Annotated in this window: 13 protein-coding genes and 1 riboswitch; of the genes, 9 read left to right on the top strand and 4 right to left on the bottom strand. The window is 58.8% G+C overall.

Features of this window, described 5'->3' with window-relative positions; translation table 11 throughout:
• The first annotated feature begins 23 nt into the window (after positions 1 to 23).
• From RBI05_RS18000 to RBI05_RS17975, 6 genes are all read left to right on the top strand, one after another.
• Positions 24 to 1,838 (top strand): sensor histidine kinase, encoded by a 1,815-nt coding sequence (locus RBI05_RS18000; RefSeq protein ID WP_310552049.1) that lies wholly within the window; start codon positions 24 to 26, stop codon positions 1,836 to 1,838.
• A gap of 202 nt (positions 1,839 to 2,040) precedes the next feature.
• Complete coding sequence (locus RBI05_RS17995; RefSeq protein WP_223879895.1) at positions 2,041 to 2,943, top strand: ABC transporter permease; 903 nt, start codon at positions 2,041 to 2,043, stop codon at positions 2,941 to 2,943.
• 13 nt (positions 2,944 to 2,956) lie between these two features.
• Positions 2,957 to 3,862: a carbohydrate ABC transporter permease gene (locus RBI05_RS17990; RefSeq protein WP_310552048.1), complete on the top strand. Its 906-nt coding sequence runs from the start codon at positions 2,957 to 2,959 to the stop codon at positions 3,860 to 3,862.
• Positions 3,863 to 4,078: 216 nt separating this feature from the next.
• Complete coding sequence (locus tag RBI05_RS17985) at positions 4,079 to 5,827, top strand: ABC transporter substrate-binding protein (RefSeq protein WP_310552047.1); 1,749 nt, start codon at positions 4,079 to 4,081, stop codon at positions 5,825 to 5,827.
• 114 nt (positions 5,828 to 5,941) lie between these two features.
• Positions 5,942 to 8,344 carry a glycoside hydrolase family 95 protein gene (locus RBI05_RS17980; protein ID WP_310552046.1) on the top strand — a complete coding sequence of 801 codons (2,403 nt, stop codon included), beginning with the start codon at positions 5,942 to 5,944 and terminating at the stop codon, positions 8,342 to 8,344.
• Positions 8,345 to 8,606: 262 nt separating this feature from the next.
• Positions 8,607 to 9,734, top strand: a complete 1,128-nt coding sequence (locus RBI05_RS17975; RefSeq protein ID WP_310552045.1) for a transglutaminase domain-containing protein — start codon at positions 8,607 to 8,609, stop codon at positions 9,732 to 9,734.
• A 150-nt stretch (positions 9,735 to 9,884) separates the two neighbouring features.
• Here the strand turns inward: RBI05_RS17975 and RBI05_RS17970 are convergent, their stop codons facing one another.
• Positions 9,885 to 11,342 (bottom strand): amino acid permease, encoded by a 1,458-nt coding sequence (locus RBI05_RS17970; protein ID WP_310552044.1) that lies wholly within the window; start codon positions 11,340 to 11,342, stop codon positions 9,885 to 9,887.
• Between the two features lie 141 nt (positions 11,343 to 11,483).
• A riboswitch (Lysine riboswitch) is annotated at positions 11,484 to 11,704 on the bottom strand.
• 105 nt (positions 11,705 to 11,809) lie between these two features.
• Entirely contained in the window at positions 11,810 to 12,949 is a 1,140-nt protein-coding gene (locus RBI05_RS17965) for a conserved virulence factor C family protein (protein WP_310552043.1), read from the bottom strand.
• A 202-nt stretch (positions 12,950 to 13,151) separates the two neighbouring features.
• Here RBI05_RS17965 and RBI05_RS17960 point away from each other — a divergent pair, with 202 nt between their 5' ends.
• Positions 13,152 to 14,777 carry an ABC-F family ATP-binding cassette domain-containing protein gene (locus tag RBI05_RS17960; RefSeq protein WP_150458801.1) on the top strand — a complete coding sequence of 542 codons (1,626 nt, stop codon included), beginning with the start codon at positions 13,152 to 13,154 and terminating at the stop codon, positions 14,775 to 14,777.
• Between the two features lie 182 nt (positions 14,778 to 14,959).
• On the opposite strand, the gene RBI05_RS17955 is transcribed toward RBI05_RS17960, so the two are convergent.
• Positions 14,960 to 15,142 (bottom strand): hypothetical protein, encoded by a 183-nt coding sequence (locus RBI05_RS17955; RefSeq protein ID WP_150458802.1) that lies wholly within the window; start codon positions 15,140 to 15,142, stop codon positions 14,960 to 14,962.
• 282 nt (positions 15,143 to 15,424) lie between these two features.
• Here RBI05_RS17955 and RBI05_RS17950 point away from each other — a divergent pair, with 282 nt between their 5' ends.
• Positions 15,425 to 16,261 (top strand): cation diffusion facilitator family transporter, encoded by an 837-nt coding sequence (locus RBI05_RS17950; RefSeq protein WP_408638348.1) that lies wholly within the window; start codon positions 15,425 to 15,427, stop codon positions 16,259 to 16,261.
• A 198-nt stretch (positions 16,262 to 16,459) separates the two neighbouring features.
• Complete coding sequence (locus tag RBI05_RS17945) at positions 16,460 to 17,299, top strand: C40 family peptidase (RefSeq protein ID WP_150458804.1); 840 nt, start codon at positions 16,460 to 16,462, stop codon at positions 17,297 to 17,299.
• 238 nt (positions 17,300 to 17,537) lie between these two features.
• On the opposite strand, the gene RBI05_RS17940 is transcribed toward RBI05_RS17945, so the two are convergent.
• Entirely contained in the window at positions 17,538 to 17,918 is a 381-nt protein-coding gene (locus RBI05_RS17940) for a hypothetical protein (RefSeq protein ID WP_150458805.1), read from the bottom strand.
• Positions 17,919 to 18,031: the final 113 nt, after the last annotated feature.

The raw sequence follows: 18,031 nt of genomic DNA, 5'->3' as shown, positions 1-18,031 counted from the left end.
TCGGGCACGAGCCCGGCGAAGGGGTGGGTATCATCAAAAAGCTGATTCGCGCCATCAATGATATGAAGATGAAGAACAAGCTGATTCTGTTCTACTGTGTGTTCGTCATGCTCCCCGTGCTTGTGGTCGGCATCAGTCTGACCAGCTACTACCGCAGGGAGGCGCTGAGCCGAGCCATTGACCAGGCGACCAACAACGTAGCCAAGATCAAGAGCCAGATGTCCTCCATGCTGACGGTGCCGACGAACATCTCCAGTCTGCTCGTCTTTGATTCGAACCTAAGCGAGCTGGTCAATACCAGGTACGAGAGTCCGCTGCAGCTCACGAAGGCCTACCACGCCTACGAGGTTTTTGACAATTACGTTCTTCAGTATCAGGAAATCTCGAATATCCGCTTCTTTATTGACAATCCGACGCTGGTCGACAATATGTCCATCGCTCCAATCAACGACGAGATCAGGTCCAGCATCTGGTACAACTCGGTGTTGAAGAACAAAGGGACGTACTGGCTGTACATCCCCGACAAGGACATCTACAGCTCCAGCTCGACCGGATCGATCAACAAGCTGAGTCTGATTCGTCAGGTGAACTACCAGGAGTATAAGCGGACCGGGATATTGATGATTCAGATGAAGCCCGATGTATTGGCCCGCATGCTGTATCAGGAGCCCTTTGAGACGCTGGTTGCGGATCAGCAGGGCTATATCGCCGCCGCCAAGAGCCAGGAGCAGGTCGGCCGGACGCTGGATTCGCTGGACATCGGAGTCGATCTGTCGAACGATACGCGCAAGGTCATCAAGACAACCGTCAAGGGCGTGAATTCCTATGTGATTGTCGATGAACTTATGCCCCTCTACAGCATCAGCAAGCTGAAAATTATCTCGGTGTTCGCCACCGAGGATATTGTCCGCGATGCCAATCGCGTCAGCGCGCTCGGTCTGGGCATCATTCTCGGCGTTCTGGTCGTTGCGCTGGGCATGGTGAACGCCATTTCGTTCCTCATGACGAAGCGGCTGCTCCGGCTCAGCCGCCAGCTGAATCAGGTTGCGCTCGGCAATTTCAGCGTGCTGTCCAATATCGACGGCAACGACGAGATCGGCCAGCTCAGCCGGCAGTTCAACTACATGGTCGGGAGCATCAATCAGCTGATCGAACGGGTGGTCGAGACCAATGAGCGGAATAACAAGCTGGAGCTGGCCCAGAAGGAAATCAAGTTCAAGATGATGGCCAGCCAGATCAACCCGCACTTCCTGTTCAATGCGCTGGAGTCGATCCGGATGAACGCCCATATCAAAGGCGAGAAGGAAATTGCCAACACCGTCCGGCTGCTCGGCAAGCTGATGCGCAAGAACCTTGAGGTCGGCCGTGATATGGCTCCGATCAAGGATGAGATCGAGATGGTCCGCTCCTACCTGGAAATTCAGAAATTCCGTTACGAAGACCGTCTGGCGTACACGCTGAATGTCGACCCGGACTGCATGGCTACTCTCATTCCGCCGCTGATTGTCCAGCCGCTGGTGGAGAATTCGGTCATCCATGGGCTTGAGAACAAGGAAGGCACGGTTCAGGTCAAGGTGTGCATTCTGTGCCGGGACGAATATATCGATATTCGGGTCAGCGACGACGGAGCGGGGATGACGGAGGCGCGTCTGGAGGAGATCCGCAGCGTTATCGGCCGGCCGGAGGAAGAGTCCAAGAACCGGATCGGACTCCGCAACGTCCATCAGCGGCTTGTGTTGTACTACGGGGAGGGCAGCGGACTGCATATCGACAGCAGGGAAGGAGAGGGCACCACAATCGAATTCAGCATTCCGAGAGTGGCCGAACCGATTCAGTAACAGGGCCCGGCCTCTGGATCAATGTCAAATTTCTATATGATTTTACGTGCAATCTGCCGGGTACTGAAAGCGCATCCTTTTCGTTATCATTAAGGCATAACAACGAAGGGGGATGTAGAAAGTGGAAGCGCTAACCGAGCCAAGTGTATCGGCCAATGAAAGCGTAAACTCCTCTACCCCGCGCAAGAAGCGGTCGAATGGATTGTGGAAAAGCATTGTTCAGCAGAAGTATCTGTATATGATGTCAATTCCATTCGTAATTTGGGTGTTTATCTTCAGTTATGTACCGCTGTGGGGCTGGACGATGGCTTTCCAGAATTACAAACCGGCCAAGTCATTCAGCGAACAAAAGTGGGTAGGATTCGATAACTTCACCAGGCTGTTCCAGGATGACCGTTTCTATCTGGTACTCCGCAATACGCTCGTCATGAGCGGACTCGGCCTGGTATTCGGCTTCATCGTTCCCATTATATTCGCCGTTATGCTGAACGAACTCCGAGGCAACAAGTTCAAGCGCACGGTTCAGACCGTATCGTATCTGCCTCACTTTGTATCCTGGGTCGTGGTTGCGGGGATCGTCACCAAGATGCTCTCGATCGACGGCGGCATTATCAATCAGCTCCTCTTGTGGACGAATATCATCGACAAGCCGATTCAGTTCATGGCGGAAGGGAAATACTTCTGGGGCATTGTAACCGCCTCGGACCTGTGGAAAGAAACCGGTTGGAACGCCATCATCTACTTGGCAGCGATTACAGGCATCGACAAGGAACTGTATGAAGCCTCCCGCGTCGACGGCGCAGGCCGGTTCAAGCAAATGTTCCATATCACGCTTCCGGGTATCCGCTCTACCGTAATGGTCCTGCTGATTATGTCGATCGGCCATTTGGTCGGCATCGGCTTCGAGAAGCAGTTCCAGCTCAGCAACAACCTGGTTACCGATTATTCGGAAGTCCTGGATTTGTACGCGCTTAAATACGGCATACAGATCGGACACTTCTCATACGGCACCGCAATCAGCATGTTCACCTCCGTGGTCAGCATCATTCTGCTGCTAAGCGCCAACGGCTTGATGAAGAAATTCACGAAAGAAAGCATCATGTAAGGGGGGACCAAAGATGAACACCAAGGCTTTTAACATGACCAAGGGAGAACGCCTCTTCGACATCTTCCTCTACGTCTTTCTCGCAATCATCATGATCGTAACTTTGTATCCCTTCCTGAACGTGCTGGCTATTTCGCTGAACGAATCGGTCGATACGGTAAGAGGCGGCATCTACATCTGGCCCCGGGAATGGACACTGGAGAACTACGAGCGCATCTTTGCCTATAAAGGTCTGATCCAAGGTTTCAAAATCTCGGTTCTGCGCACCCTGGCGGGCACAATCATCGGTCTTATCAGTGCCTCGATGCTGGCCTTCACGCTCAGCCGCCAGGAATTCCGGGCCCGCAAGGCGCTGTCTACCTTCCTGGCCTTGACGATGTACGTCTCGGGCGGTCTGGTTCCGATGTACATCCTGATGAGACAGCTCGATCTGATCGGCACGTTCTGGGTCTACATTCTCCCGGGCGCCGTATCCGCCTTCAACGTATTCGTCATCCGTTCCTTCATGGACGGACTGCCATACGCCCTGCAGGAATCCGCGAAGCTGGACGGAGCGAACGACTTCAAGATCTACTACAAAATCATCATGCCGCTCTGTAAGCCGGTTCTTGCGACGATCGCCTTGTTCCTGGCCGTCGGCCAGTGGAACGAATGGTTCTCCACCTATCTCTACAACGGCAGCAAGCCTCAATTGACGACGCTGCAGTACGAGCTGATGAAAGTGCTGGCTACCACCAACCAGGGCGGCGCCGGCGCAGTAAGCAATGTGAACGACATGGCGAAGCAGATGGCGAATATCTCGCCGGAATCCATCAAGATGGCCATTACCATCGTGGTTACCGTACCGATTCTCCTCGTCTATCCGTTCCTGCAGAAGTACTTCGTAGGCGGCATGACGCTCGGGGCGGTCAAAGCCTAGGAACAGCCAGTATTCAAGGGGGAAAGGGAAGTCCGGCAAGCCAGCCGGGCTCCCTGAATCTCTGCTAACAACCGGAAAAATTATAAAATGATTTCTTGCCTTCAACCCTTTTTTACAGTTGGTGTTGTAAGCGTTACCCAAGTATCGGCATAGCCAGGCACTGCCTGATCCATGCATAGATGAACCAGATTTAACATTATCAAGGGGGATCGAACCATGAAAAGCAAAAGCATCCGTTCCGTCTTTATGCTGACGCTCGCCAGTTCTATCATGATCGCCGGCTGCGGCGACGGAAACAACAACAACAATAACAAAGAGAGCAGCAAGGCCACCAACAGCGGGGCCGCTGCTTCCGCGGGCGCCTCTGCAGGCGCAGAGAAGATGGATACATCGCCAATCACGTTCTCGTTCTTCGGGGCAGACGCCAGTCCGAACTGGAACGGGATGAAGGACGACGTGGGCAAAGTCATCACCGAGAAGACCGGCGTTACGATCAACGCCGAATATGACGTAGGCAGCGGCGGCGGACAGAGCCGTATTCAGCTGATGGCCGCCAGCGGCGAAGTTCCGGACATTCTGTTCGGCAAAAGTGAAATCAAATATCTGGTCGATGCCGGCGAGCTGCTGGATCTGACCGATCTGATCGATAAGCATGCGCCGAACATCAAGAAGATCTTCGGCGACAACATGAACCGTCTGAAGTACAGCAATGACGACCAGGCCATCTACTCCATTCCGACGAACGTAGGCGTGGACGGCGTAGCCTTTGACGCCGGCGGCGGCTTCGAGCTTCAGCACCGCGTGCTGGAAGAACTCGGCTATCCGGAGATTAAGACGGTAGCAGACTACGAGAAAGCGCTGAAGGATTATGTAGCCAAGCATCCGGAGACCGACGGCCAGCCGACCATTCCGCTGACGCTGAACGCCGATGACTGGAAGATCATGATTACGGTAACCAACCCGGCCTTTATCACAACCGGAGCGCCGGACGACGGCGAATACTATGTCAATCCGGAGACGTATGAAGCCCAGCTGCACTACAAGCGTCCGGAAGAGAAAGAATACTTCCGCTGGCTCAACAAGCTCTACAATGAAGGCCTGCTCGACAAAGACACCTTCGTGCAGAAGGATGACCAATACAAAGCCAAGATCGCCAGCGGCCGCGTACTGGGCCTGATTTCGCAGGAATGGGAGTACCAGGAAGCCGAGAACGCGCTGAAATCGGCCGGCAAGGATCAATACACCTATGCCCACTTCCCGGTGACGATGTCTTCCGAGTATAAAGATCACTCCTTCCAGAGCGTAGGGGTGGACGGCTACGGCATCAGCATCAGCAAGAACTGCAAGGACCCGGTTCGCGCCATTCAGTTCCTGGATTGGCTCGCTTCGGAAGAAGGCCAGGTTCTGCTGAACTGGGGCGTTGAAGGCAAACACTACACGGTTGACGCCAACGGCAAACGCACGATTCCGGCCGACGTGCTGGATAAGAAGGTCAATGACAACTCCAACTTTGCCAAAGAAACCGGCATCGGCCTCTACACGGCGTTTGCTCCGCACTACGGCGACGGCGTGAAGGATTCGACAGGCAACTACTACACCACGAACTTCCCTGAGCAGATTACGGCAAGCTACTCGGAAGCCGAGAAGAAATCGCTGGCTGCTTATAAAGCGACTACCTGGAAAGACCTGTTCCCGCAGGAATCGGATTTCGAACCGAAGGCATGGGGCGCGCTGTACAACATGGCGGTTCCGACAGACGGCGACTATCAGGTGATCTACCAGAAGACGCAGGACATCGTCCGCAAGCGGATCCCGGAAGCCGTTCTCTCCAAGACGACTGACTTTGACAAAGTATACGACGGCTTCCTGCAGGAGCTGGACAAAGCCGGCGCCAAGGATATGGAAGCCCAGTATACGGAGCTCGTGAAGAAGAGAGTCGAGCTGTTCACAGGCAAGACCCTGTAAGGCAACAGCCGCTTGGCCGAATGAAGGATAACTGCAAAGACCCCGACCTTGCGTCAGGGTCTTTGCGCATTCCGGGGGCGTCAGCCGCCGGCAAAGGGAGAAGGGATGGGGATCATGAACGGGAATGCGGAGAAGCCGGAAGGCAGGAACTGGAGACTGCTGTATGACAAGCCGGCATCGGTCTGGGAAGAGGCGCTGCCGCTCGGGAACGGCAGCTTCGGAGCGATGCTGTTCGGCGGCGGGGCGCGCGAGCTGGTGCAGCTCAATGAGGATACGCTGTGGTCGGGGTTCCCCCGGGACACGAACAATTATGAGGCCGTCCGCCATCTGGGCAAAGCGCGCGAGCTGGTATTTGCCGGCAAGTATGCGGAAGCGCAGGAATGGGTCAATGCGCGGATGCTGGGCGTGAACTGCCAGGCGTATATGCCGCTCGGCAATCTGCATCTGGAGCTGGAAGGCGGGCGGGAAGGCCGCGCCTACAAGCGTCTCCTCGATCTGGACAGCGGCATCGCCCGGGTCGAGGCGGAGGCCGGAGGCCATCCGGTCCTTCGGGAAGCGTTCGTTAGCGTCCCCGACGGAGTGTGCGTAGTGCGGGTGGAAGGGAGGGCTGGAAGCCTGAACGCCCGGGTGACGGCAGACAGCCCTCTCCGCTATGAGACGGCTTCCTTGCCGGAAGCCGGGCTGGTCATGAAGGGACGCGCGCCCTCGAACATCGCCGACAACTATTTCGGCGACCATCCGCTCTCGGTACTGTACGAAGAGAACCTCGGCATGACCTTTGCGCTTCATATTCATGCTGTCGCCCAGGGCGGCAGCGTCGTCTCCAGGGATGGCGTCCTGACGATTCGGAATGCGGACAGCTTCACGCTGCTGCTTGCGGCCGAGACGAATTATGAAGAACTCCGGCGGCGGGCCGCGCATCTCCCGGCAGATTCGGAGGGAGCCCGCCCGAGCGCCCGGCTGCCGGGAGCGGCCGAGCGCGTTCTTCGGGCGGGAAGGCGCTCCTACCCAGAGCTGCGCAGCCGGCATGCCGGGGAGCATCAGGCCCTGTTCCGGCGGGTGGACCTCGATCTCGGCGGAACCGGACGGGACGATATTCCGACAGACCGGCGTCTGGCGGCCTATCGGGAAGGAGGCGCAGACCCGGCGCTGGAAGCGCTGCTGTTCCAGTACGGCCGCTATCTGCTCATGGCCAGTTCGCGGCCGGGAACCCAGGCGGCGAATCTGCAGGGCATCTGGAATCCCCATGTGCAGCCGCCGTGGAACAGCGATTATACGACCAACATCAATACCCAGATGAATTACTGGCCGGCCGAGGTGTGCAATCTGGCCGAATGCCATGAGCCGCTGTTCGACCTTATCGCCGAAGCGAGCCGGACGGGAGCGCGGACGGCCGCGATCCACTACGGAGCGCGCGGCTGGGTCGCCCATCACAATATGGATCTGTGGCGGATGACGTCCCCGACCGGCGGGGACGCCAGCTGGGCCTTCTGGCCGATGGGCGGCGTCTGGCTGTGCCGGCATCTGTGGGAGCATGATGCTTTTCACCCTTCGGAGCCGTTCCTCCGGGAGACGGCCTACCCGCTGATGAAGGGAGCCGCGCTCTTCTGTCTGGATTGGCTGGTGGAAGCGCCGGACGGCTTCCTCGTCACCAATCCTTCGACCTCGCCCGAGAACCGCTTCCTGACCGCGGACGGGGTCAGCTGCTCGATCTCGGCCGGATCGGCGATGGACATGACGCTGATCCGGGAACTGCTGGAGAACTGCATGGAAGCAGCCGAAAGACTTGGAATCGACGCAGAGTTCCGGGAAGAGCTGAAGGCGGCGGCGGACCGGCTGGCTCCGCTGCGCATCGGCGAAGACGGGCGGCTGCTGGAATGGTCGCAGCTGTTCTCCGAAGCCGAGCCCGGCCACCGGCATGTCTCCCATCTGTACGGCTTGTATCCGGGCGATCTCATCAATGCCCGGGATACGCCTGAACTGATGGAAGCGGCCCGGAGGTCGCTGGAGTACCGGATTGCCAGCGGGGGCGGCCATACCGGCTGGAGCTGCGCCTGGCTGATCAACCTTCACGCCCGGCTGGGCGACGGGGAGGGCGCTTACCGCTTCGTCCGCACGCTCCTGACCCGGTCGGTCTACCCGAATCTGTTCGATGCACATCCGCCGTTCCAGATCGACGGCAACTTCGGGGCGGCGGCGGGCATCGCCGAAATGCTGCTGCAGAGCCATCTCGGCGAGCTTCATCTGCTGCCTGCGCTCCCGGAATCCTGGGCGTCGGGCCGCGTGCAGGGTCTCCGCGCGCGCGGCGGCTACACGGTCGATATGGAATGGGCGGAAGGAACCATCCGGTCCGTGAGGATTACGGCCGGCCGGGACGGCCAGCTCCGGCTGCGCTGCGGCGGAGGGGAAGAGCTGGCCGAAGCCGGCGGAGCGCAGCCGGAAGCGGACGGCAGCTACCGAATGAAGAGCGGCGAGACGCGGGTCTGGACGGCTTCGCCCGGAGCCGCGCCCCTCTGAACACCGTAAGACGGTTCTATGGACAGTCCTTTGGACGGTCTGTGGAGCCGTCTCTTTTTTTGGCCGAAGCGGGTCTTATTCCGCGCGCTGTGAGTACCGATAATAAAGGTAGGTCTGAACACCGTGCCATCCTGGCGCAAAGTTAGCGCTCGGGCCGCATTGGAAACTCCGATAATCCCAAGTAAAATATGGAAGTATGTGAGTCCGGACCCACTTACGGTCCGGGCCGAAGACCAAACCAGAAGCGGGAAGGCTGAAGAGGATGGGAAAAATAACAAAGGCCGTTCTGCTCGGCATGCTGGTCGCCGCGGCGGTTCCTCCAGTCGTGTACTGGGGGCGGGACGAAGCGTACGCTGCCTCCAAGGATGCGGCGCTGCGGAACACCGCCGAAATGACGGCCCGGCTGGCGGGGGCCATGACTAACCGGAGAGAAGGAGTCAGCTTCGCCTATGCAGGCTCGACGTCCCGCCTGAAGGCGGCCATCAAGACCTCTATCGAGCAGGCGATGGCAAGGGATCCGTATCTCTATTACATTGTAGACAGCTATGCCTATTCGTATCAGGGCGGGTCCAAATCGGCACAGGTATCGGTTAAGCTGAAATACCGGGAGAGTCTCCAGGAGACGGCTTATGTCGATGCCAGAGTGAAGGCGGTTCTTCAGAAGATCGTCCATCCGGGCATGAACCCGCATGAGAAGGTGAAGGCCATCCATGACTGGGTGGTGCTGAACTTGAGATATGATCTCTCTTATACCCGCTATACCGCCTATGAGGCGCTTCACGACGGCAGCGCGGTCTGCCAGGGGTATTCGCTGTTGACTTACAAGCTGCTGAAGGCGGCGGGCATTCCGGTCCGGATTGCGGAAGGCACCGCCCGGCAGAACGGAAGATCCCAGTCCCATGCCTGGAATCTCGTTCAGCTTGAGGGCAAATGGTATCATCTGGACACGACCTGGGATGACCCGCTGCCGGACCGGAGCGGGGAAGCCTCCACCAATTACTATCTGCTGAGCGATGCGCAGATGCGTCAGGACCACAGCTGGACGCGGGATTACCCCGCAGCCGGTACGGTGTATGCCGGGACGCTGGAGAAGCTGGCCGCGGCGGGCGGCAGCGAAGCCGCCGTCTACCGGGCGCTGGAGAAGGATCTGGGCTATGATATTCTGAACGAGGAGCAGGCGGTCGGTTCGGCGGCGGAACTCGGCATTCTGGCCTTGCAGAAGAAGGCAGAAGGCGGAACTTCGGTCCAATTCCGCTACCGGGGCGGCGAGAGCAGTCTGAAGTCGGATCTGCAGCAGCTCTATAAGCTCGGATTCGAGAGTCTCTCCTACAGTGCGGAGCGGCTTGCAGGGACGAATGATTTGAAGGTGGAAGTGAACTGGAAGAGCTGACGGCTTCCTTCCCTGTCTGCGGGCAGGCTGTACGACGCAAGAAAGCGGCAGCTCCGGGAGCAATCCCGGGGCTGCCGCTTTCTTATTCTCTAGGATTGGCGGAAGACCGTCTCTGCCGCTGCTTGCCGGCTGTTACGGACCACCCGTCCGTTACTCGGGATGCGGGGTCAGATCGCATTCGGTGAGCGGAATGATCCGGCTCTTCCGCTTCCAGGCATACCCGATCCAGACGGCCAAGAAGAGCGGCAGACTGACATAAGAGACGAGCAGGCCGTACCAGTCGACCGAGCCGCCGGTGAAGGCGCCGAGATTCTGGCCCAGCACGGCGATCAGACAGAGCGCGAAGGCGAAGAGGGGGCCGAACGGGAACCACTTTGCCCGGTACGGCAGCTCATCCAGCGAACGCCCCTGCGCGAGGAAAGCGCGCCGGAAGCGGTAATGGCAGAGGGCAATGCCCAGCCAGTTGATGAACCCGCACATCCCGGAGGCGTTCAGCAGCCAAGTGTAGACGGTTCCGTCGCCGAACAGGGAGGCGAGGAAGGCAAGCATGCCGACGGCGGTGGTGACAAGCAGGGCATTGAGCGGAACCCCGCGCCGGGTAAGGCGTCCGAGCGCGCGCGGGGCCATGCGGTCCTGGGCCATGGCGTAGAGCACCCGGGTGGCCGCATACATGCCGGAGTTGCCGGCCGAGAGCACCGAGCTCAGAATGACCGCGTTCATGACGGAGGCGGCAATGGCGAGCCCGGCCTTGTTGAAGACGATGGTGAAGGGACTGACGCCGATGTCATCGACCCCGCCGCGAAGCAGGTCGGGATTGGTGTACGGGATAATCATGCCGATCACCAGGATGGCGAAGATATAGAAGATCAGAATGCGCCAGAACACGCGGCGGATGGCGATCGGAACGTTCCGGCGCGGGTCCTCGCTCTCGCCGGCGGCAACGCCGATCAGCTCGGTTCCCTGGAAGGAGAAGCCGGCGGCCATGAAGACCCCGACGAAGGCGAAGAACCCGCCGTGGAAGGAACCGCCGCCCAGATTGAAGGTATCCAGCCCGGCAGTGGATTTCCCGCCGAGGATGCCGAAGATCATCAGGACGCCGACGACAAGGAACACGATGACGGTGGCGATTTTGATGAGGGCGAACCAGTACTCGGACTCCCCGTAGCCGCGGGCCGACAGGGCGTTGAGCGCGAACATCAGCACGAGGAACAGCAGGCTCCAGAGCATGGAGTTGCTGCCCGGGAACCAGTATTTGATGATGACGGTGGCGGCCGACAGCTCGGCTGCAATCGTGACGGCCCAGTTGTACCAGAAGTTCCAGCCGATGGCGAAGCCGAAGGCCGGACTGACGAACCGGGTGCCGTAGGTGCTGAAGGAGCCGGATACCGGCAGGTAAGTGGCGAGCTCGCCGAGACTGGTCATCAGGAAGAAGACCATCAGGCCGACGGCGGCGTACGCAAGCAGGGCGCCGCCCGGTCCGGACGAGGCAATGGCGCCGCCGCTGGCAAGGAACAGTCCGGTTCCGATCGAGCCGCCGAGGGCGATCATGGTCATGTGGCGGGCCTTGAAGCTCTTGCGAAGGCCGCCGCTGTTCGTGGTAGGGGTCATGCAGAACACTCCTCTGTTCGTGATGTGGGATACGGTAAGTTCATAAAAGGGGAGTGGGTGGAAGCTGCGGGGAAACAACAAAGAACCGCAGAGCAACAGCGCTGCGGTTCATCCTGTATCGGCTGCCGCATCGTACTCTCCCGTGAAGATAGCGCAACACGCCGCAGGGACAACCAGAACCGGGCGATGCCCGGCAGATTCTCCTTGAAGCGTGACAGTTCCGTCCCTTTCGGCAACGGCCCCAGCCCGTCTGTTCACCAGCGACAGACGGACTTCGGCGGATTTCCCTTTCCGGACGGCTCACTGACGGCTGCTGCGTCTCCCCGTGCGTACTCTTGATCTCCGCGACCTCTACCTCATCGTGAGTATGATGAGGCGTATCATTCTTCATTCGTTTATAAACTGCCAGTTGCCAGTATAGCCGAAGACCCGGCGGGAAGCAATGACAATTAACGGAATTCCGTTCGCTAGGAACGGCGCCGCTCCGACATCTGCTGCCAGACGGTTCCGGCCGCCTCCTCGCCGGACTCGATCCGCTCCAGCGCCATGCGGGCCTGGAGGCCGACCTCGAATTCCGGGTCGTCCGCCGCTCCCTGGAGGGCGTCCCGCGCTTCGGCGGTGCCGACCTCATAGAGGAAGCGGGCGGCTCGCCAGCGGACGATTTTGCTGGAATCGGACAGCGCCGAGAGCATGACCTTCGTCGCCGCAGGATTGCCGATATCGGACAGGGTGTCTCCGGCGGTGCGCCGGACCGCCGGAGCGCTGTCCCGCATCGCTTCATAGAGCAGCTCCATCGCTTCGGGCGTCCGGAGATCGCCGAGATAGACAACGGCGAGCCGGCGGATCTGCAGCTTCGGATCGCGCAGCGCCTTGGCGAGCTGCGGCAGCAGTTCCGGCTTCGGCGTCAGATCCTCCAGCGCGGCGTAGCGCTCGCGCCAGTCCCCGCTGCCGAGCGCAGCGAGCAGCTCGGCTTCCGGCCGCTTGCTGCGCTGCTCGACGAACTCGCCCTTCGCCCCGTGGGCAATCGCCTGCCGGACCACCGAGTCCAGCCGCTCCTGCGGATAGGCGGCTTCCAGCTCCTGCTCGACTTCCCGGGCGATGTCGGCGGGTTCGCCGTAGCGGACGCCGTAATCCGTCAGCTTGCGCTCTTTGATGAGCGTCGCGCTGGCGACCTCCGTCACCGCCTGGGTGAACCGGGAAGAGAGGGCGATCCGCTCTTCGCCGCCGCCCGGCGTTTTGACCCGAATCTGCATCGGAATGCCGCGGAACATCTGGACGAATACCTGCGCCTCTCCAAAGTGGGCGCCCGCGTTCTCGTCGCCGGGGTCAAAATCGGGTCCGCTCAGGCCTTCGCCGCCGAACCGGATCTGCACCTCGCGCAGAATCGCCGCCCAGTCGGCTTGGGGTCTCCGTTCGAGCGCCGCGAAGTCGGCGGTGTGAAAGACGCTGTCCACGCCCGGAATCGCGAGCATCTCGCGCGCCCAGGCCGGAGCGGAGCGCAGGGTATCCGGGGTATAGGTACGGCGGACGCCGGGCTCCAGACTCTCGTCCAGATGCAGCTTCATGGTGTTGGGACTCGGCGTCGGCTCAATAAAGGTTATCTTCATGTCGGTCTCCCTTCGGGCGGGTGCGCCGCCCCGTAGTGTCGCCTGCCTTGCGTGCGGTTATAGCTTTAGTTTATCTTATTTTTGAGTAATTTACGAAGCCGGACGGGCAATCTCAAATTCCGCGCGGTCCATCCCAACCGGGCCGCCGGGTTTTATGCTATAATAGGCCGGAAACCTATGTGAAAAGGATGGTAATGCGAACATGATCAGTACAAGCGGCGTGACCCTCCGCTACGGAAAGCGCGCACTTTTTGAAGATGTCAATATAAAATTCACTCCCGGGAACTGCTACGGTCTGATCGGAGCGAACGGCGCCGGCAAATCGACCTTCCTGAAGATTCTCTCCGGCGAGATTGAACCGAACACGGGCGAAGTTCATATTACGCCGGGCGAACGGATGGCCGTGCTGAAGCAGAACCATTTCGAGTATGACGAATATCCGGTGCTGGAGACCGTTATCATGGGCCACACCCGGCTGTATGAGATCATGAAGGAGAAGGATGCGCTGTACGCCAAATCCGACTTCTCCGAAGCGGACGGCCTGCGCGCCGGCGAGCTGGAAGGCGAATTCGCGGAGCTGAACGGCTGGGACGCCGAGCCGGACGCCGCCGCGCTCCTGATCGGTCTCGGCATTCCGCGCGAGCTGCACGACAAGAAGATGGCGGAGCTGTCCGGCAACGAGAAGGTCCGCGTCCTGCTGGCCCAGGCGCTGTTCGGCCGTCCGAACAACCTGCTGCTGGACGAACCGACCAACCATCTGGATCTGGAATCGATTCAATGGCTCGAGAACTTCCTCATGGACTATGAAGGCACCGTTATCGTGGTATCCCATGACCGTCACTTCCTGAACAAGGTCTGTACGCATATTGCGGACATCGACTTCGGCAAAATCCAGATGTACGTCGGCAACTACGACTTCTGGTACGAGTCCAGCCAGCTGGCGCTCGCGCTTCAGCGCGAGTCCAACAAGAAGAAGGAAGAGAAGATCAAGGAGCTGCAGGCGTTCATTCAGCGCTTCTCCGCCAACGCCTCCAAGTCGAAGCAGGCGACGTCCCGGAAGAAGCAGCTCGACAAAATTACCCTCGACGACATCCGTCCGTCGAACCGCAAATATCCGTTCCTGAACTTCAAGCCGGAGCGCGAAGCCGGGAAGCAGCTTTTGACGGTTACCGGTCTGACCAAGTCGCTGGACGGCGAGAAGGTGCTGGACGAATTCGGACTCGTGGTCAACAAAGGCGACAAGATCGCGTTCGTCGGCCCGAACGGGCTGCCGAAATCGACGTTCTTCGATATCATTATGGGCGAGCAGGAAGCCGATGCAGGCGAATATACATGGGGCGTTACGACGACGCAGGCGTATTTCCCGAAGGATAATTCGAAGTTCTTCGACGGCGTGGAGATGAATCTCGTGGAATGGCTGCGCCAGTATTCCAAAGATCAGGACGAGACGTTCCTGCGCGGATTCCTGGGCCGGATGTTGTTCTCCGGAGAAGAAGCGCTGAAGAAGGCGAGTGTGCTGTCCGGGGGCGAGAAGGTGCGCTGCATGCTGGCGAAGATGATGCTCAACGGCGCGAACGTCCTCGTCTTCGACGAGCCGACGAACCACCTGGATCTCGAATCCATTACCGCGCTGAACAACGGGCTGATCGACTTCGACGGCACGATTCTGTTCACTTCGCATGACCATCAGTTCATCCAGACGATCGCGAACCGCATCGTCGAGATTACGCCTAACGGCATTATCGACCGCGTCATGTCCTACGACGAATATCTGGAGAACGACGAGGTCAAGGAATTGCGCCAGCGGATGTATCCGGTGGAAGTGTAAGATCTGTCAAAAAAGGGGGCCGTCCCACACGCCATTCAATGGCTGGGGACGGCCCCTTCCGTATGTGCTGCTAACAAAAACCGTTCCCCGCTTCGTGAGGACAGAAGCGGAAGGAACGGTTTCTTGCAGGCCTTGCGTCAATCCTGCGTTGTTGGCGGACAGGACAAGCCGGGCGCGGGCAATCAGGACCCGCCGGTGCGGCGGCGCTGGTTGTTCGGCTTCTTGTTGTTCTGGGTCTTCAGGGTCTTGGCCGTTCCGGCCTGGAAGGAGCCGGGCTTCGCGCTGTTCTGCTGTTTCTTCTGCTCCAGCTTGGCCTTAATGGCGTCGGCGAGATTCACTTTCGGTCTGTCATTGCTCTCGTTCATCTTGGGTAACCTCCGTCAAAGGAATGCGGCAATCTCTGGCATACACCTTGATTTTAAAGGTTTTTAAATAGGTCTACAAGGGCAAGAATAGTTGAAGCTGTTCCCGGCGGGAAGCGCCGGCCAAGGCAAATGGACGGGGCCATCTTCTTTGCGGAGCGGCAAAACTGTTTCTCTAGACCCACCAGTCCGCCGTTTGCTAGGATAGGTGAATGAACTTAAGCAGGGGAGTGTCGGCAATTGACAGACATCTATGAAGACATACGCAAGGGCGAGCGGGGAGCGATGATCAGCATTGCGGCTTATCTCATTCTCTCTTCCCTGAAGCTGATAAGCGGCTATTGGTTCGCTTCCAGCGCGCTGCTGGCCGACGGTTTCAATAACCTTACGGATATTGTAGCGTCGCTGGCCGTCCTGATCGGACTGCGCATCTCGCGCAAACCGCCGGATTCGGACCATGCCTATGGCCACTTCCGGGCGGAGACGGTGGCGGCGCTGCTGGCCTCCTTCATTATGGCGATGGTGGGCTTTCAGGTTATTCTGGATTCTTCGCGCTCTCTGCTGCGCGGAGAACGCGCAGACCCGAATATCTGGTCGGCGGGGATTGCCGTGGTCTGCGCTGTGGTGATGCTGGGAGTTTACCTGTACAATCGCCGGCTGGCGCTGAAGATCAACAACAGCGCGCTGATGGCTGCGGCCAAGGATAATCTGTCGGATGCGATGGTCAGCATCGGCGCCGCGGTGGGAATCGTCGGCGCCCAGTTGGGCTTGCCCTGGCTGGACCCGGCAGCCGCCGTCCTCGTCGGTCTGCTGATCGTCAAGACGGCCTGGGACATTTTCCGGGATTCCACGTACCGGTTGACCGACGGATTCGACGAAGACAAGCTGCTGGACCTGCGCAGCACCATTGCCCGGATCCCGGGCGTGGAGGGAATCAAGGACATGAAGGCTCGTATTCACGGCAATCTGGTGCTGGTCGATGTCGTGGTCGAGGTCGATCCCGGACTGACGGTGATGGAGAGCCATCTTATCAGCGACACGATTGAAGAACGGATGAGCAAGCATCATAATATCTTCAATGTGCATGTCCATGTGGAACCGAAGACGGAGGCCTCTTCCTAATTCTCTGTAATTTCCACCAATTCCAAGGAGGAATCGAGACTGTAGACTCACTCCGGTTCCATGAATTGGCACTCGGATTTATGAAGTTTGGTTCATGCTCCCGGACGGAGGCGAAGCCTATAATGAGGGCAGAAAAACAATGACGGCTGCGCGCGCCTTGTTGGATTTCGGATCTTCAGTCATCGGGGGAACGACATTATGCATAAATGGATCAGACAGGCGGCTGCCGCTTTGTGGGCAGTCGGCATTGCAGCCGGCGCGGGCAGTGCGGCAGGCGCCGCAACGGTTCACGCGGCGGGGAACTCCGCGTCGCCGGCTACGCTGGCCGGACGCAGCGCAGTCATTGTCTCTACGGTAAATTTGCGCGACCAGCCTTCGCTGGAAGGGCGGTTCCTGACGTATTTGAAACAGGGAAGCACCGTTACGATACTGGATCAGCCGACGGATTACTTCTATAAGATTCGGACACCGGAGGGCCGGATCGGTTACGCGAGCTCGCTTGAGCGTTACATCCGGCTTCTGCCACCGGCCGCAGGCGATTCGCCTGCTCCGGCAGAACCTGCATCGGCTTTTTCTGCCGGACAGGCAGGAGATGCGGCAGCGAGAATCGAACAAGTGATTAGTGCCGGAATGAAGTACCTCGGAACGCCGTACGAATATGGCTCCAGCCGAAGCGACACGGCTACGTTCGACTGCTCGGATCTGGTCCGGCAGATCTTCAAGGAAGCCGCATCGCTTACGCTGCCGGCCGATTCCCGGGCTCAAGGCGCCTGGATTCTGTCGGACAGCAAGGCGGTTTCGGAGATTGGCGGTCTGAAGCGCGGGGACCTTATGTTCTTTATGAGCTACAGAGGCAATTCGGCTTCGGCTTACGCCGGGATCGACAAGTCCGCCGCCGTCATCACTCATGTTGCCGTCTATCTTGGCAATGGACAGATGCTTCATACGTACTCGAAGGCTTCAGGCGGGGTGCGTGTGGATACGATCAGCGCTTCTTGGACGTACCGATTCCTGTACGGAGGTTCGGTCATCCACTGAAATATAAATATTCAGCAGTCGGGAAGCGGACGCGGTACACGTTTGTGACGGGTGCTTAAACGGAAGAAGGGTATTTCCACGGCCGGGTACGGCTGAGGAAATACCCTTCTTCAGTGTGAACATCCCGACCGGTTGCGCTTGGAGGGCTTTGCCGGAACCTGACGGCCTGGCTGCCCGGTTATGTAGAGACTCTATGGTCAGGACAAGTTGGAGTGCCGGTGAAGCGGTGCCGCTCCGTTTACGGCGTGATTACATAAGCGGAAGCAGGGACCTTGATCCAGGCTTTGCCCAGCCAGGTGTAGATTTCTCTCCACTCGTTGCCCATCGCGTCGGTCATGACGTTGCCTGTGGTATCAACTGTCTGCGGAGCCAGAACGCCGGAAGGAGTCAGGGAAGTGCTGGAGAGGTAGAAGGCTGCCGGACGAGTCAGAATAATCATCGGCGTGGCAGGCTTCAGATCAGCCGGAGTGATTACCGGTTCCGGCACCAGCGTGTATGTGCTGCCGGTCACAGTGGAAGTCGTAGCTGTTGTTCCGGTTGCGGTGTCGGCTGCTGCGGCCGTTCCGGCCAGCGCTGCGGTCAAGCCGATGGCTGCTGCGATTGTTGCGAACTTTTTCATGAATCAATTACCTCCCTATGGTTTATAGAAGATGCCGTGTGATCAATATCCTAGTAAACATAAATTGGGCACGATGAACCATCTTTTCGCTGCAAGAAATTTGAGGACTCTTC

The sequence above is a fragment of the Paenibacillus glufosinatiresistens genome (assembly GCF_031470375.1).
Lineage (GTDB): Bacteria > Bacillota > Bacilli > Paenibacillales > Paenibacillaceae > Paenibacillus_AQ > Paenibacillus_AQ glufosinatiresistens.
Note: the sequence above shows the minus strand (reverse complement) of the source record. Positions and strands in the feature narration are given on the sequence as shown.

Bases quoted from the DNA above. Each gene is read 5' to 3' on its own strand.
- RBI05_RS17950 (WP_408638348.1), top strand. From the start codon at position 15,425: ATGATCAGCATTGCGGCTTATCTCATTCTCTCTTCCCTGAAGCTGATA.
- RBI05_RS17975 (WP_310552045.1), top strand. From the start codon at position 8,607: ATGGGAAAAATAACAAAGGCCGTTCTGCTCGGCATGCTGGTCGCCGCG.
- RBI05_RS17970 (WP_310552044.1), bottom strand. From the start codon at position 11,342: ATGACCCCTACCACGAACAGCGGCGGCCTTCGCAAGAGCTTCAAGGCC.
- RBI05_RS17940 (WP_150458805.1), bottom strand. From the start codon at position 17,918: ATGAAAAAGTTCGCAACAATCGCAGCAGCCATCGGCTTGACCGCAGCG.
- RBI05_RS17985 (WP_310552047.1), top strand. From the start codon at position 4,079: ATGAAAAGCAAAAGCATCCGTTCCGTCTTTATGCTGACGCTCGCCAGT.
- RBI05_RS17965 (WP_310552043.1), bottom strand. From the start codon at position 12,949: ATGAAGATAACCTTTATTGAGCCGACGCCGAGTCCCAACACCATGAAG.
- RBI05_RS17955 (WP_150458802.1), bottom strand. From the start codon at position 15,142: ATGAACGAGAGCAATGACAGACCGAAAGTGAATCTCGCCGACGCCATT.
- RBI05_RS17980 (WP_310552046.1), top strand. From the start codon at position 5,942: ATGAACGGGAATGCGGAGAAGCCGGAAGGCAGGAACTGGAGACTGCTG.
- RBI05_RS17990 (WP_310552048.1), top strand. From the start codon at position 2,957: ATGAACACCAAGGCTTTTAACATGACCAAGGGAGAACGCCTCTTCGAC.
- RBI05_RS17960 (WP_150458801.1), top strand. From the start codon at position 13,152: ATGATCAGTACAAGCGGCGTGACCCTCCGCTACGGAAAGCGCGCACTT.
- RBI05_RS17945 (WP_150458804.1), top strand. From the start codon at position 16,460: ATGCATAAATGGATCAGACAGGCGGCTGCCGCTTTGTGGGCAGTCGGC.